The organism is Aliivibrio thorii, assembly GCF_057368585.1.
Genome location: NZ_CM170654.1, coordinates 864,976 through 879,557 on the forward strand (window position 1 = coordinate 864,976; position 14,582 = coordinate 879,557).

Sequence of the window (14,582 nt, forward strand, 5' to 3'; positions counted from 1 at the left end):
AAAAAGCTTGCCTATTGATATTTTTATTATTTGATTTGTTTATTTACAGTGGTATTGCTCGCAAGCCAGTAATGTATTTTCAATTAGGCTAGCAACAGTCATTGGGCCAACACCTCCAGGTACTGGAGTGATATAGCTTGCTTTTGTTTTTGCAACATCATACTCAACGTCACCAATAAGTTTGCCGCTATCTAAGCGATTAATACCTACATCGACCACGACAGCACCTCCTTTTATCCACTCTCCAGGTATGAAGTTAGGTTTACCTACTGCAACTACAACCAGATCGGCTTGACGAATATGATGCTCAAGATCTTTGGTGAATCGATGACAAGTGGTGGTGGTACAGCCTGCAAGTAGTAATTCTAATGTCATTGGTCTCCCAACAATATTAGATGCACCAACAACAACGGCATGCATACCACGAACTTGAATATTGTAACGGTCAAGAAGAGTAATAATGCCTTTTGGTGTGCATGAGCGTAATTTTGGAATTCGCTGAGATAAACGACCTACATTATATGGGTGGAAACCATCAACATCTTTTTCAGGGTCAATGTGTTCTAAGATTTTAGTACTATCCATTCCAGCAGGAAGAGGAAGTTGAACTAAAATACCATCAATTTCAGCATCTTGATTCAATGTGTCAATAATAGACAGTAATTCAGCTTCTGTTGTCGTTGTTGGTAAATCATAAGATTTTGAAATAAAGCCGACTTCTTCACACGCGCGACGCTTACTGCCGACATAAACTTGAGAAGCGGGATCTTGTCCTACTAATACTACGGCTAGCCCTGGAGCACGTAATCCGGCTTCTACACGAGCTTTAACGCGAGCCCCAACTTCTGAGCGAACAGTTTGGGAGATAAGTTTTCCATCGATAATTTGAGCGGTCATAGTGTTCCTTTAGCGGTCTAATACTGATTGACCTGCGTATTGTCGCAGAAACAAAAAGTAATTGCTATAACGCAAACGATTGCTTTTTGGTGTTTAATATACTTGTATATTGTATTGGTATTTATTTTTCGTCTAAAAGATGATTTTAAGCCAGAGTTTAGATCAAACAATGCACGATCTGTCCTTTTTTTCAGCATTCGGTAAGATAATGATAAGAAAAGGATTGATCTGATTTCGGATATTCGTATAATCCTACCCCATAGAGCGCCCTTAGCTCAGCTGGATAGAGCACCTCCCTTCTAAGGAGGTGGTCGAAGGTTCGAATCCTTCAGGGCGTACCAAATTGAAAAAGCCGCATTAACCATTATGGTTAATGCGGCTTTTTTCATTTCTGTCATATCATTTATCAATATGCTAGCGTTACATTATTGTTCGTTAATGGAATGTACAAATGTCTTTTTGGAACGCTTTTTCAATTACAACCCGTTATTCTGAATTACCTTCCTGTTTCTTTACTCATGTCACCCCAAGTCCGCTGGATAATAGTCGTTGGGTTATGTGGAATAAAAGGCTGGCTGAGCAGTTTGGATTACCGTTGAACCCTGATAATAAACCTGAGTTGTTATCGACATTTTCAGGCGAAAACCTTCCTTCTGTTTTTTATCCTTTAGCGATGAAATATGCAGGGCATCAATTTGGTAGCTACAATCCTGACCTGGGAGATGGTCGAGGACTTTTGCTAGGTGAAATTACTGATAAATTAGGGGTAAGTTTTGAACTTCATTTAAAAGGGGCAGGGCGCACGCCTTATTCTCGTACTGGCGATGGGCGTGCTGTATTAGGTTCGACTATCAGAGAATATTTGTGTAGCGAAGCAATGTCAGGATTGAATATTCCAACCACCCAAGCTTTGGGTATGATGACAAGTGATACTGCTGTTTTTCGTGAAGGGTATGAAACGGGAGCATTATTAATTAGAGCGACAGAGTCTCATGTTCGATTTGGACATTTTGAGCATTTGTTTTATAGCAATTTACTTGCAGAGCAAAAATTACTCGCAGATAAAGTGATTGAATGGCACTTTCCTGATTGTCTTGAGTCAGATAAACCTTATGTAGCTATGTTTAATGAGATTGTTGACCGTACTGCCTTTATGATTGCACAGTGGCAGGCGGTAGGGTTTGCTCATGGGGTAATGAATACTGATAATATGTCGATTATAGGTCAAACATTTGATTATGGTCCTTTTGGTTTTCTTGATGATTATGAGCCAAATTATATTTGTAATCATTCTGACTATCAGGGGCGTTATGCCTTTAACCAGCAACCTAGAATTGGCTTATGGAATTTATCAGCTTTAGCACATTCTCTTTCTCCATTAATGGAGAAATCGGATTTAGAATATTCTTTAGCTCAATATGAAACACAACTTCATGGTTACTTTAACCAGTTAATGAGAGATAAGTTAGGGCTTTATTCTAAACAAGAAGGGGATAGTCGATTATTTGAATCAATGTTTGAGTTGTTGTCGCAAAATGCAGTGGATTACACTCGATTTATGCGTTCACTTTCTTATTTGGATAGTAAAGAAAAACAAACTGTCGTAGACCTGTTTGTTGATCGAGAAGCGGCAACCTTGTGGGTAGATCTATACTTAACTCGTTGTGGATTGGAAGAGGACAGTGCAGACTCCCGTTGTGAGCGAATGAGAAGTGTCAATCCTAAGTTCATACTGAGAAATTATTTGGCGCAGCAGGCCATTGATAAAGCTCAACAGGGCGATTTTAGTGAGTTAGAAATATTATCGTTATTACTAGAAAAGCCATTTGATGAGCATACAGAGTTTGAAAAATATGCCCAATTACCTCCCGAATGGGGTAAGAAAATGGAGATTAGTTGCTCCTCATAAAAATAATAAAGCAGCCTAATTTGGCAGCTTTATTATTTTTATGGCTGATATTTATTTTTTTAGATTGTGTAGCATAAATTCAGTCAGTTCATCTAAAGATATTGTATTATCAGAATTGGTATAACCTTGCGCTAACACTGACCACTGTTGGTATGGTTCATTTGGTAAAAAGATTGCAATGAAAACACTGGCTTTTTTGGTGCCGTTGTCATTAACACCGATTGGTTGTATTCCTGTTAATAGCCCTGTTTTCTCTAAAATATCTTGATCTTGAATGTTCTCTTCTAGCCCTAAACCGTAGCCAACATAGAAATCAACATTCGTAGAGTCTTCGACAAATTGAAATCCTCTTTTCTCTAATGATGCTCTGAGTGATTGAGAGAATCGTTGTTCAGTATCTCTATTATTTAATTTTTTATTCAAATAATTGGCACTGATAGTTGGGTGCCAAGAGAAAGTATTCTTTCCATTAAGAGCGATATTAATATCGCCAGTTGTAACTAAGTTTACGGTATTTTTCTCTTGATGTGTTTCAGACACGCAGCCTGATAGAGTAAATAATAGAATAAGTGAGATAATATATTTCAAATTAGTTACCTAGATAAATGAAGTGAAGTCTTTGGGGCGTTTCTTAATCAATAGGTTCAAAAAAGGTGAGTATCCATGCTCACCTTTAATATTATTTAATAGCCATAATTGAGTAATATTATTTTACAACTTCACCTTCGAGTGGTTTTATTTCACTTGCATGAAACCCCTTAGGACCTTCATGGATTTCGTAGGTGACAGCTTGTCCGGCTTTTAGTGTACGGTAGCCATCCATCTCTATTGTGGAATAATGCGCAAAAATATCTCCATCTTCTCCCTCAGGACAAATGAAGCCAAAACCTTTAGCGTTATTGAACCATTTTACTGTACCTGTTGCCATGCTATACATCCCTCTGCATTTTAATTACCTAGCACAATGGTTATTAATTAATCATTTATTTGTTCAATTGATAACCACTACAAACACACTCTATTAAATATAAAATATGAGTCAAGTGCAAATTTGTTACTTTTATAACAAATTTGTTTAATGTCACATTTAAGATTAACATTATTATCAGTAATATCAGATTGATAAATAAAGTGGAGATAAAGAAAAAAAGACCCTATCCTTTACATTAATATCGTTGTTTTTCTACTCGATTTAATCAAAATTAAGTGATAAAGATATGAAAATCGCATCTTTTGTTTGATGTAACCTTGTGTCTAGATTAGTCTGAATAGTAGAGGATACATTGAAGTATCAGATTCTTTTTTTGCTAATTTAGTTGTCGATATGAGTAAACTATATGAATGGATTTCTCCTGATTCAGATGTTTTGGAGCAAGAGAAAACAGAGTTAAGACCACCATCTATGTATAAAGTGGTTTTAAATAATGATGATTACACTCCAATGGAGTTTGTTGTCGAAATTTTAGATAAATTTTTTTCCATGGATTTGGAAAAAGCGACACAATTAATGCTAACAGTGCATTATGAAGGGAAAGCAGTATGTGGGGTTTTTACTGCTGAAGTTGCTGAAACTAAGGTTGCGCAAGTGAATGCATATTCGCGTGATAATGAGCACCCACTACTGTGTACAATGGAACAAGCGTAAGTTTGTTCGTTACACCATATTTTGGTGTTTTGGGAGGTTCCTATGCTAAATAAAGAATTAGAAGCGAGTTTAAATAGTGCGTTTGTTCGAGCACGAGAAAAGCGCCATGAGTTTATGACAGTAGAGCATTTATTATTTGCTCTATTAGAAAACCCATCCGCTCATGAAGCTCTTTTAGCTTGTCATGCAGATTTACCTGCGTTGGCAACTGAAATTGATGAATTCATTACACAAACCACACCGCTTATTCCTGCTGACGACGAAAGTCGAGAAACTCAGCCAACATTAAGCTTTCAACGTGTTCTTCAACGTGCAGTTTTTCATGTCCAATCATCTGGCCGTAATGAAGTCACTGGAGCTAATGTTCTTGTTGCTATTTTTAGTGAACAAGAATCACATGCCGCGTACCTCCTTAAAAAGAATGATATTAGTCGATTAGATATCGTTAACTTTATTTCACATGGTGCGCCTGAGCATCGTGAGGAGAATTCAGATCCGAATAATGTTGAAGCCGCAGTAGAGGCAAGCCCAGAAGATAAATTAGAAAGCTTTGCTATTAACTTAAACCAAGTGGCTAAAAATGGCGGGATTGACCCATTAATTGGACGCGATGAAGAGCTTGATCGTACGGTTCAGGTATTGTGTCGTCGCCGTAAAAATAATCCGCTATTAGTCGGTGAAGCAGGAGTGGGTAAAACCGCAATTGCTGAAGGTCTTGCATGGCGAATTGTTGAAGGTCAAGTTCCTGATGTTATTAAAGACTGTATTATTTATTCTTTAGATATTGGTTCATTGCTTGCCGGTACTAAATATCGTGGTGATTTTGAGAAACGATTTAAAGCTATCTTAAAACAGCTTGAAAAAGAAGAACATGCAATCTTATTTATTGATGAAATCCACACGATTATTGGTGCGGGTGCCGCTTCTGGCGGTCAAGTTGATGCCGCTAATTTAATTAAACCTCTATTAAGTAGTGGAAAATTACGCTGTATTGGCTCAACTACTTATCAAGAACACAGTACGATTTTTGAAAAGGAGCGTGCATTAGCTCGTCGTTTCCAAAAAATTGATGTTTTGGAACCGTCAATTGATGACACAACTAAAATATTAATAGGCTTGAAAAGTAAATACGAAGAGCACCATGAAGTCCGTTATACCAATAAAGCACTTCGTGCTGCGGTAGAGCTATCAGCAAAATACATTAATGAGCGTCATTTACCAGATAAGGCAATTGATGTTATCGATGAGGCGGGAGCTCGTTGTCGTTTAACGCCAGTAAGTCGTCGTAAAAAGACAATTAATGTCGCAGATATCGAAGCTATGGTTGCAAAAATGGCTCGTATTCCTGAAAAATCAGTATCTTCTAGCGATAAAGATGTACTGAAGAAATTAGACTCAAAGCTAAAAATGTTGGTATTTGGCCAAGATCACAGTATCGATGCACTATGTGAAGCTATCAAACTTAGCCGAGCAGGGTTAGGTGCAGATAATAAGCCTGTGGGTTCTTTCTTGTTTGCTGGTCCTACCGGGGTAGGTAAAACAGAAGTTACTGTTCAGCTAGCGAAAGCTCTGGGTATTGAGCTTCTTCGTTTTGATATGTCTGAATATGGTGAGCAACATACGGTTAGCCGATTAATTGGTGCTCCTCCGGGTTATGTTGGTTATGAGCAAGGCGGGTTATTAACTGACGCTGTAATTAAACACCCTCATTCTGTTGTATTACTTGATGAGCTTGAAAAAGCGCATCCAGATGTCTTTAACTTGCTTCTTCAAGTCATGGATAACGGTACACTGACAGATAATAATGGTCGAAAAGCGGATTTCCGAAATGTAATTTTTGTAATGACGACCAATGCTGGTGTTCATGAAACAGTGAAAAAATCGATTGGTTTGATTCAACAAGATCATACAACTGATGCGATGGCTGCAATTAAGAAAATCTTTACACCAGAGTTTAGAAACCGTTTAGATAATATCATTTGGTTCGAACATTTGAGTAAAGATGTTATTTCGTTAGTAGTAGAAAAATTCATAGTAGAGCTACAAGTTCAGTTAGATGCTCGTGGCGTCTCAATGGAAGTGTCACAAGGCGCAAAAGATTGGCTTGCTGATAAAGGGTATGATAAATCTATGGGCGCTCGACCGATGGCTCGTGTTGTTCAAGAGAACCTTAAAAAACCAATGGCAAATGAATTGTTATTTGGAGAATTAGTAAACGGTGGCACAGTTCGCGTTAAATTAACTAAAGGTGAATTAGCCTTTGAGTTTACGAGTGAAACTGAAGCGGTTCATTAATTAATCAGTAGATAATAAAAAACCCAGTCAATGACTGGGTTTTTTTATATTATTTTAAAGCAAATTAAAAAATTAACGTGCTAAAAATGACAAATTAACGAGCACGGAAGACGATACGGCCTTTAGATAAATCGTAAGGAGTCATTTCAACTGTTACTTTGTCACCAGTAAGAATACGGATGTAGTTTTTACGCATTTTACCTGAGATATGAGCAGTAACAACGTGACCGTTTTCTAATTCTACGCGAAACATTGTGTTTGGTAGTGTATCTAGAACCGTGCCTTGCAGCTCAATTGCGTCTTCTTTTGCCATTGAATCCTCTTTATATAGATAGCTTTGGCTGATTTTTAAGCGGCCAATAATGCCCTTAAAAATGATGTATGTAAAGTTTGGTGGGCATTTTACCCCTGCCAGACCATATTTACTAGCTTTTGGTTAGGTTTATATCGAACTTTATATTTCATTGCTGGACAATCGTCTATTTGGTAACCAGGGTAGAGCCAGTTTTTTTGCAATTGTTTACATAATTTTAGTTGAATTAGAATAGAGACGGTTCCTAGAGATAACGGATGCTCTGGCTCAAAAAACGTATACATAGCACTGATTGAGTCAACTAAGATATCGGTTACAGCAATTGCGATAAGGACATTGTTTTCGTAAATATGAAGAAAATGACTAGGTAACCATTCTGCTTGAGAAAATTCAAAAAATTGTTCCTGATTTGCAGGAAACATACTGCCTGATTGGTGGCGAGCGGTTATATATCGTTCATATAATGCGAACCATTCATCATCCATCTCTGTTTTTATTTCCCAAGTAAACGTAGATAATTTATTTAAAATTCGTTTTTGGCTTTTACTTGGTACGAATTCACTTGCGCTAATTCTTAAAGGTTGGCAAGCATTGCAAGCTTCACACATTGGTTTATATACCGTTGAACCACTGCGTCTAAATCCCAAGCGAATTAATGCTTGATAACCAATAGGGGAATGAAGCTCTGTATCCATAACAACACCGAGGCGCTCTTGTTGTCCAGGTAGATAGCTACAAGGCCCCTCTGGTGTTAACCCAACTTGAAGAGAAAATTGACTCATGATTAAACATTATTCCCAATAGATTGTGGAAGGTAACAATTTGGACTTACTGTTTTGTTAGCGAGTTTATTTAACTTTATTTTGAAATCTTTTCTTTTCATTTCGATTGCTCCTAAGCTTTCAAGATGAGGATTCATCATTTGGCAGTCAATCAACTGCCCATCAGAAGCCACAAAATGCTCACAAAATTGCCACAGTGCTATTTTTGATGCATTTGTTTTTAATGAGAACATAGATTCACCACAAAAAACTTGACCGATTTGAAGGCCGTATAATCCGCCAATAAGTGTATTGTCAGACCATACTTCGACAGAGTGACAATATCCTAATTTTGCTAGCTGTTTATAAGCTTGGATCATTTCAGGCATAATCCACGTTTCATCTGACCCTCGTGTTGATGCGCATAATTCAATCACTTGACCTGTCGATTTATTGATGGTGATTTCATAATTTGATTTACGAAAGAATTTTTTTAGGCTTTTTGATGGCAAGAATTGCTCAGGTATGAAAACTCCTCGAATGCTAGGACTCCACCATAAGATAGGGTCACCAGCACTATACCAAGGAAAAATACCTCGTTGATAAGCGTTTAATAGTCGAGATGTAGTCAGATCTCCCCCCATAGCGAGTAAACCATCAGGTTCGGTTAATGCACTTTCAATATGAGGAAAGTGGCTTGTTTCATTTGAATCGAGTTGTGGTAGGTAAATAGTCATAAGTAAAAGAAATAGGATTCACTATTTTTAAGTAAAGAGACAACATTGCCTCTGGTACAACGCTTTGGTTTTCGTTACTCTGAAAGTATGAAGAATAACAAAAAATAACAATGAAAGCTGAAACAGCTATGCAATAACTGAATGAAATAGCAGGCATAGCATTCTTATTTATTTGTACAGGAATTTTTACATAAACATGGAAAGCTTAACTCTTCAACCAATTTCAAAAATTGATGGCCAAATTAATCTACCAGGCTCAAAAAGTGTTTCTAATCGTGCGTTATTATTAGCTGCGTTAGCGTCTGGAAAAACAAAACTAACTAATTTACTTGATAGTGATGATATTCGTCACATGCTTAATGCACTAAAAGCACTTGGTGTTGAATATATACTATCTGAAGATAAAACGGTCTGTGAAGTCACTGGTTTAGGTCGTGCTTTTGAACCTCAAGAAGCATTGGAACTTTTTCTTGGCAACGCAGGTACGGCAATGCGCCCATTAGCGGCAGCATTGTGTCTAGGTCGAGGTGAATTTGTACTTACTGGTGAGCCTCGAATGAAAGAGCGTCCTATTGGACATCTTGTAACGGCATTGAAAGCTGCAGGTGCTGACGTAGAATATTTAGAAAATGAAAACTACCCGCCGTTAAAGATTAAAGGAACAGGCCTTAAAGGAGGGACGGTTGAGATTGATGGTTCTATCTCAAGTCAGTTTTTAACTGCTTTTTTAATGGCAGCTCCATTATCAACACAAGAGACAACGATTAATATAGTGGGTGATTTAGTTTCTAAACCATACATTGATATCACTCTAGATATTATGACTACGTTTGGAGTTGAAATTGAGAATCAAAATTATCAGACATTCGTTGTTCCAGCTAATCAAACGTATGTTGCACCCGGGGATTTTCTTGTTGAAGGCGATGCCTCTTCTGCGTCTTATTTTCTTGCAGCAGCTGCAATAAAAGGCGGTGAAGTAAAAGTGACGGGCATTGGTAAAAAGAGCATTCAAGGTGATGTTCAATTTGCAGATGCACTAGCAGCAATGGGAGCTGATATCGAATGGGGTGATGATTATGTTATTGCTAGAAAAGGAGAATTAAAAGCGGTTGATATGGACTTTAACCATATTCCTGATGCTGCAATGACAATTGCCACTGCTGCTCTTTTTGCACAAGGCACAACATCCATTCGTAATGTCTATAATTGGCGTGTAAAAGAAACTGATCGTTTAACAGCGATGGCGATTGAATTAAGAAAAGTCGGAGCTAAAGTAGAAGAGGGGGAAGATTATATTACGATCACACCACCAGAGAAATTAGAACATGCAGCTATCGATACTTATGATGATCACCGTATGGCAATGTGTTTTTCTTTAGTTGCTTTGAGTGATACACCGGTAACAATTAATGATCCAGGCTGTACGTCAAAAACCTTCCCAGACTATTTTGATAAAATGAAAGAGCTTAGTGTGTAATTTATAGCGTAAAAGCAATTAAATTTACATTGATGTAAGCCCTGTGTAAAAAACACAGGGCTTTTTTAGTTTTTAATAAACTAAAGTATATAAATAATCTGACTTGGGTATAATGCGCCCGTAGAAACCAATCACAATAATTAATGGAGAACTCCATGACTACTCATTCACCAGTCGTTACTGTTGATGGTCCAAGTGGCGCAGGTAAAGGTACCTTGTGCATGTTGCTTGCTGAAAAACTAGGTTATAATTTATTAGATTCTGGTGCTATATACCGTGTATTAGCATTAGCTGCAATTCACCATGGTGTTGATTTAGAGTCAGAAGATGCACTTGTACCTTTAGCTGCAAACTTAGATGTGCAGTTCAAAGCGGAAGGTGAATTAGTTAAAGTGATTCTTGAAGGTGAAGATGTATCTTCTGAACTTCGTAAAGAAGAGACGGGAATGGCTGCGTCAAAAGTAGCAGCGTTACCGCAAGTTCGTGAAGCGTTACTGCGCCGTCAACGAGCATTTTCTGCGTTACCAGGTCTTATTGCTGATGGTCGTGACATGGGGACTGTTGTGTTCCCTACCGCAGAAGTTAAGATATTTTTAGATGCAAGTGCTGAAGAACGAGCGAATCGCCGAATGAAGCAGTTGCAACAGAAGGGGTTAGATGTTAGATTTGACCGTCTTTTAGGCGAAATTCAAGAACGAGATGATCGAGACCGCAATAGAGCAGTCGCGCCATTACGTCCCGCTGAAGACGCTTTAGTATTAGATTCAACGTCAATGAACATTGATGAAGTTGTCGCGCAAGCTATTGCTTTTATTGAATCTAAGCTATAATTGAAACTTAGTTAGTTGCAAGGATGATAACTAACCTTACTATCAACCCCATGCGGTAGGATACCCATGGACGTTTAATATTGAAGATCAAATTAATGACTGAATCTTTTGCTCAACTCTTTGAAGAGTTTCTATCTGAAACTGAATTCCAACAAGGCAGCATCGTTAAAGGTACTGTAGTAGCTATCGAGAACGGTTTCGTTCTTGTTGACGCTGGCCTTAAGTCTGAAGCAGCTATCCCAGCTGAACAATTCAAGAACGCTGCTGGCGAACTTGAAGTTGAAGTTGGTTCTGAAGTAGACGTTGCTCTTGACGCTGTTGAAGACGGTTTCGGTGAAACTCAACTTTCTCGTGAGAAAGCGAAGCGTCACGAAGCTTGGATTCAACTTGAAAAAGCATACGAAGATGCTGAAACAGTTATGGGTGTTATTAACGGTAAAGTTAAAGGCGGCTTCACAGTTGAACTTAACGGTATCCGTGCATTCCTACCTGGTTCTCTTGTTGATGTACGTCCAGTACGTGACACTCTGCACCTTGAAGGCAAAGAGCTAGAGTTCAAAGTAATCAAACTTGACCAAAAGCGTAACAACGTTGTTGTTTCACGTCGTGCTGTTATCGAATCTGAAAACAGTGTTGAGCGTGACGAGTTACTTGCTTCTCTACAAGAAGGCATGGAAGTTAAAGGTATCGTTAAGAACCTTACTGACTACGGTGCATTTGTTGATCTAGGTGGCGTTGACGGTCTACTACACATCACAGATATGGCTTGGAAGCGTGTTAAGCACCCATCTGAGATCGTAAATGTTGGTGACGAGATCAATGTTAAAGTTCTTAAGTTCGATCGTGAGCGCACTCGTGTTTCTCTAGGTCTTAAGCAACTTGGCGAAGATCCATGGGTAGCTATCGCTAAGCGTTACCCAGAAGGTCACAAACTTTCTGGTCGTGTTACTAACCTAACTGACTACGGCTGCTTCGTTGAAATCGAAGAAGGCGTTGAAGGTCTAGTACACGTTTCTGAAATGGATTGGACTAACAAGAACATCCACCCTTCTAAAGTTGTGAACGTAGGCGACGAAGTTGAGGTTATGGTTCTTGAGATTGACGAAGAACGTCGTCGTATCTCTCTAGGTCTTAAGCAATGTAAAGCTAACCCATGGCAGACATTCGCTGAAGCGCAAGCTAAAGGCGACCACGTTACTGGTAAGATCAAATCTATCACTGACTTTGGTATCTTCATCGGTCTTGACGGCGGCATCGACGGTCTTGTTCACCTATCTGACATTTCTTGGAATGCTACAGGTGAAGACGCGGTACGTGAGTACAAGAAAGGCGACGAAATCTCTGCTGTTGTTCTAGCAGTAGATGCAGAGCGTGAGCGTATTTCTCTAGGTGTTAAACAAATGGAAGAAGACCCATTTAACAACTACCTAGCAGACAACAAGAAAGGTACTTTAGTAAACGGTACTGTTTCAGCTGTTGACGCTAAAGGCGCTACAATCACTCTTGCAGACAGCGTAGAAGGTTACATCCGTACTTCTGAGCTATCTCGTGACCGTGTTGAAGATGCATCTCTAATCCTAAGCGTTGGCGATAGCGTTGAAGCGAAGTTCACTGGTGTAGACCGTAAGAACCGCGTAGTTAACCTATCTATCAAAGCTAAAGATGAAGCTGACGAGCAAGAAGCAATGGCTTCACTGAACACTAAGTCTGAAGACGGTGGTTTCGGTAACGCAATGGCTGACGCTTTCAAAGCAGCTAAAGGCGAATAAGTAAATTTAAAGGTAGCGTAATGCTCCCTTTTCTTTCGATAACGTAGGAGGTCATTTATGACAAAATCTGAACTGATTGAACAACTGTGTAGTAAAAAGCCTCAACTTTCTGCTAAGCAGGTTGAAGATACAGTCAAGGAAATCCTTGAACAGATGGCAACAACGCTAGAAGGCGGTGATCGTATAGAGATTCGTGGTTTTGGTAGTTTTTCTCTACACTATCGAGAGCCACGTTTAGGTCGTAATCCGAAAACTGGCGATAAGGTTGAATTAGACGGTAAGTTTGTTCCTCACTTTAAACCGGGTAAAGAACTGCGTGAACGTGTGAATTTCAGCTAATGTAAATTAGTATATAAAAACGGCATACTTTTGAGTATGCCGTTTTTTTATGTTCATTTTCAGTGCATTTAGGTGTATCTTTAGAGCAGTAAAATAATATATTGTTAGAAATTCATTAACTGGAGGGAAGCCCAGTGAAAATTGTAATTGCTGTTTTATTAATTGCTTTATTTCTGATATCACTTGCTGTTGGCGCACAGAATCAGGTTGTAGTTAATTTTAATTATTTATTAGCACAAGGTGATTTCCAGCTATCGACCTTGCTTGGTATTTTCTTTGCAACTGGTTTTGGCCTAGGTTGGTTAATTTGTGGCAGTATGTATTTAAAAGTCAGCATGACGCAACGTCGTCTGCGTAAACGCCTTGAAAAGAAAACCATAGAGTTAGATAAATTACGCTTAGACTCAACAAAAGGGTAATGACTTAATGTTAGAGCTGCTATTCCTATTATTACCTATTGCTGCCGGATATGGCTGGTATATGGGTAATAGGAGTGCGAGACAACAACGTCAAAGAGATACCAATCACCTGTCACGTCAATATGTGACGGGGTTAAATCTATTGCTTTCAGATCAGTCAGATAAAGCGGTAGATCACTTCATTGAACTACTTCAAGTTGACAGCGATACGATAGATACTCACCTTGCATTAGGCAACTTGTTTAGAAGCCGAGGTGAAGTTGATCGTGCGATTAAAATTCACCAAAATCTCATTGCTCGTCCAAATTTAACGTTAGATCAGCGTAATATTGCTCTTCAGCAACTGGCTAAAGACTATATGGTTGCGGGTATTCTAGATCGAGCGGAAAAGATTTTTGAACAGCTTCTTGATGAGCCAGATCACAGAGAGGCGGCATTGCTTCAACTTGTTGCTATTCATCAGCAGACCCGAGAATGGGAACAAGCGATCAATTTTTCAAATAACTTAGTCAAAATGGGTAAAAAGAAATTAAAGCCAGATATTGCTCATTATTATTGTGAATTGGCGATGCAAGAATTATCAGATAGCCATATTAATAAAGCTAAGCAGAATTTGAAAAAAGCGTTATCTATTGATAATCAATGTGTTCGCGCCTCTATTATGATGGCGAAGTTATTAATGGAAGAAGATAACTTTAAGGGCGCAGTAAGCCAATTAGAGTCCGTTTTAGATCAAGATATTGAATTTATTAGTGAAGCATTACCTTTACTTGCTGAATGCTACGAAAAGCTGGATCGAGAAGGGGCGTTGCTAAATTTCTTAAAAGAAGCCATTTCAAAAGGGGCTGGTGCAAGTGCTGAGCTGATGTTATCAAACCTAATAGCAAAACATGAAGGTACGGCATTAGCTCAAGGCTATATGACTAAACAGCTGCTTAAAAACCCAACGATGAAAGGTTTTTATCGTTTGATGGGTTATCACGTAGATGAAGCTGAAGATGGTCGAGCTAAAGCTAGTCTTTCAAGTTTACAAAATTTGGTTGGTGAACAGTTAAAAATGAAACCAAATTATCGATGCAGTAAATGTGGTTTTTCTGCGCATCGTTTATTTTGGCAATGCCCTTCTTGCAAAGGGTGGGGTGTTATTAAACCTATTAAAGGTTTAGATGGTGAATAATTAAGAGGCGCAAT

The 14,582-nt window shown here is 38.6% G+C and carries 15 protein-coding genes and 1 tRNA gene; 10 read left to right on the forward strand and 6 right to left on the reverse strand.

The genetic code is table 11. The annotated features are described in order from the left end of the window. Positions 1–39: 39 nt before the first annotated feature. On the reverse strand, positions 40–897 hold the full coding sequence (gene folD, locus AC2IP4_RS03910) for a bifunctional methylenetetrahydrofolate dehydrogenase/methenyltetrahydrofolate cyclohydrolase FolD (RefSeq protein ID WP_486306662.1): 858 nt from the start codon (positions 895–897) through the stop codon (positions 40–42). A 264-nt stretch (positions 898–1,161) separates the two neighbouring features. Between folD and AC2IP4_RS03915 the strand changes: the two genes are divergently transcribed. Then, positions 1,162–1,238, forward strand: a tRNA-Arg gene (locus AC2IP4_RS03915). A gap of 110 nt (positions 1,239–1,348) precedes the next feature. Continuing rightward, the gene (locus AC2IP4_RS03920; RefSeq protein ID WP_486310569.1) at positions 1,349–2,806 is read left to right on the forward strand and encodes a protein adenylyltransferase SelO; all 1,458 of its coding nucleotides are present in this window, start codon (positions 1,349–1,351) and stop codon (positions 2,804–2,806) included. 51 nt (positions 2,807–2,857) lie between these two features. Here AC2IP4_RS03920 and AC2IP4_RS03925 read toward each other — a convergent pair whose 3' ends face one another. Then, positions 2,858–3,394 (reverse strand): DUF4136 domain-containing protein, encoded by a 537-nt coding sequence (locus AC2IP4_RS03925; protein ID WP_486310570.1) that lies wholly within the window; start codon positions 3,392–3,394, stop codon positions 2,858–2,860. A 118-nt stretch (positions 3,395–3,512) separates the two neighbouring features. Beyond that, positions 3,513–3,734, reverse strand: coding sequence for a cold shock domain-containing protein CspD (gene cspD, locus AC2IP4_RS03930; RefSeq protein WP_105055145.1), 222 nt, complete (start codon positions 3,732–3,734; stop codon positions 3,513–3,515). A gap of 396 nt (positions 3,735–4,130) precedes the next feature. Here cspD and clpS point away from each other — a divergent pair, with 396 nt between their 5' ends. Together clpS and clpA are read left to right on the forward strand one after the other, a co-directional pair. Beyond that, the gene (gene clpS, locus AC2IP4_RS03935) at positions 4,131–4,451 is read left to right on the forward strand and encodes an ATP-dependent Clp protease adapter ClpS (protein ID WP_105055144.1); all 321 of its coding nucleotides are present in this window, start codon (positions 4,131–4,133) and stop codon (positions 4,449–4,451) included. Between the two features lie 42 nt (positions 4,452–4,493). Further along, positions 4,494–6,746, forward strand: coding sequence for an ATP-dependent Clp protease ATP-binding subunit ClpA (gene clpA, locus AC2IP4_RS03940; protein WP_375320956.1), 2,253 nt, complete (start codon positions 4,494–4,496; stop codon positions 6,744–6,746). A gap of 94 nt (positions 6,747–6,840) precedes the next feature. Here the strand turns inward: clpA and infA are convergent, their stop codons facing one another. From infA to aat, 3 genes are all read right to left on the reverse strand, one after another. Continuing rightward, complete coding sequence (gene infA, locus AC2IP4_RS03945; protein ID WP_005420180.1) at positions 6,841–7,059, reverse strand: translation initiation factor IF-1; 219 nt, start codon at positions 7,057–7,059, stop codon at positions 6,841–6,843. 89 nt (positions 7,060–7,148) lie between these two features. After that, positions 7,149–7,841, reverse strand: coding sequence for an arginyltransferase (locus AC2IP4_RS03950; RefSeq protein ID WP_375320955.1), 693 nt, complete (start codon positions 7,839–7,841; stop codon positions 7,149–7,151). Positions 7,842–7,843: 2 nt separating this feature from the next. Then, positions 7,844–8,557 (reverse strand): leucyl/phenylalanyl-tRNA--protein transferase, encoded by a 714-nt coding sequence (gene aat / locus AC2IP4_RS03955; RefSeq protein ID WP_375320954.1) that lies wholly within the window; start codon positions 8,555–8,557, stop codon positions 7,844–7,846. Between the two features lie 196 nt (positions 8,558–8,753). On the opposite strand from aat, the gene aroA reads away from it, so the two are divergent. The 6 genes from aroA (at position 8,754) to lapB (ending at position 14,568) form a co-directional block, all read left to right on the forward strand. Continuing rightward, a complete protein-coding gene (aroA, locus tag AC2IP4_RS03960; RefSeq protein WP_375320953.1) occupies positions 8,754–10,034 on the forward strand; it encodes a 3-phosphoshikimate 1-carboxyvinyltransferase in 1,281 nt (426 codons plus the stop codon). 155 nt (positions 10,035–10,189) lie between these two features. Beyond that, the gene (gene cmk / locus AC2IP4_RS03965) at positions 10,190–10,864 is read left to right on the forward strand and encodes a (d)CMP kinase (protein ID WP_061036600.1); all 675 of its coding nucleotides are present in this window, start codon (positions 10,190–10,192) and stop codon (positions 10,862–10,864) included. Between the two features lie 95 nt (positions 10,865–10,959). Then, complete coding sequence (gene rpsA, locus AC2IP4_RS03970) at positions 10,960–12,633, forward strand: 30S ribosomal protein S1 (protein WP_060991473.1); 1,674 nt, start codon at positions 10,960–10,962, stop codon at positions 12,631–12,633. Between the two features lie 57 nt (positions 12,634–12,690). Then, on the forward strand, positions 12,691–12,972 hold the full coding sequence (gene ihfB / locus AC2IP4_RS03975) for an integration host factor subunit beta (RefSeq protein WP_045102545.1): 282 nt from the start codon (positions 12,691–12,693) through the stop codon (positions 12,970–12,972). A gap of 134 nt (positions 12,973–13,106) precedes the next feature. Continuing rightward, positions 13,107–13,391: a LapA family protein gene (locus tag AC2IP4_RS03980; protein ID WP_061036601.1), complete on the forward strand. Its 285-nt coding sequence runs from the start codon at positions 13,107–13,109 to the stop codon at positions 13,389–13,391. 7 nt (positions 13,392–13,398) lie between these two features. Continuing rightward, positions 13,399–14,568: a lipopolysaccharide assembly protein LapB gene (gene lapB / locus AC2IP4_RS03985; protein ID WP_486310571.1), complete on the forward strand. Its 1,170-nt coding sequence runs from the start codon at positions 13,399–13,401 to the stop codon at positions 14,566–14,568. Positions 14,569–14,582 lie beyond the last annotated feature (14 nt).

Bases quoted from the DNA above. Each gene is read 5' to 3' on its own strand.
- AC2IP4_RS03950 (WP_375320955.1), bottom strand. From the start codon at position 7,841: ATGAGTCAATTTTCTCTTCAAGTTGGGTTAACACCAGAGGGGCCTTGT.
- clpA (WP_375320956.1), top strand. From the start codon at position 4,494: ATGCTAAATAAAGAATTAGAAGCGAGTTTAAATAGTGCGTTTGTTCGA.
- cspD (WP_105055145.1), bottom strand. From the start codon at position 3,734: ATGGCAACAGGTACAGTAAAATGGTTCAATAACGCTAAAGGTTTTGGC.
- ihfB (WP_045102545.1), top strand. From the start codon at position 12,691: ATGACAAAATCTGAACTGATTGAACAACTGTGTAGTAAAAAGCCTCAA.
- clpS (WP_105055144.1), top strand. From the start codon at position 4,131: ATGAGTAAACTATATGAATGGATTTCTCCTGATTCAGATGTTTTGGAG.
- AC2IP4_RS03920 (WP_486310569.1), top strand. From the start codon at position 1,349: ATGTCTTTTTGGAACGCTTTTTCAATTACAACCCGTTATTCTGAATTA.
- folD (WP_486306662.1), bottom strand. From the start codon at position 897: ATGACCGCTCAAATTATCGATGGAAAACTTATCTCCCAAACTGTTCGC.
- aat (WP_375320954.1), bottom strand. From the start codon at position 8,557: ATGACTATTTACCTACCACAACTCGATTCAAATGAAACAAGCCACTTT.
- cmk (WP_061036600.1), top strand. From the start codon at position 10,190: ATGACTACTCATTCACCAGTCGTTACTGTTGATGGTCCAAGTGGCGCA.
- rpsA (WP_060991473.1), top strand. From the start codon at position 10,960: ATGACTGAATCTTTTGCTCAACTCTTTGAAGAGTTTCTATCTGAAACT.
- infA (WP_005420180.1), bottom strand. From the start codon at position 7,059: ATGGCAAAAGAAGACGCAATTGAGCTGCAAGGCACGGTTCTAGATACA.
- lapB (WP_486310571.1), top strand. From the start codon at position 13,399: ATGTTAGAGCTGCTATTCCTATTATTACCTATTGCTGCCGGATATGGC.
- aroA (WP_375320953.1), top strand. From the start codon at position 8,754: ATGGAAAGCTTAACTCTTCAACCAATTTCAAAAATTGATGGCCAAATT.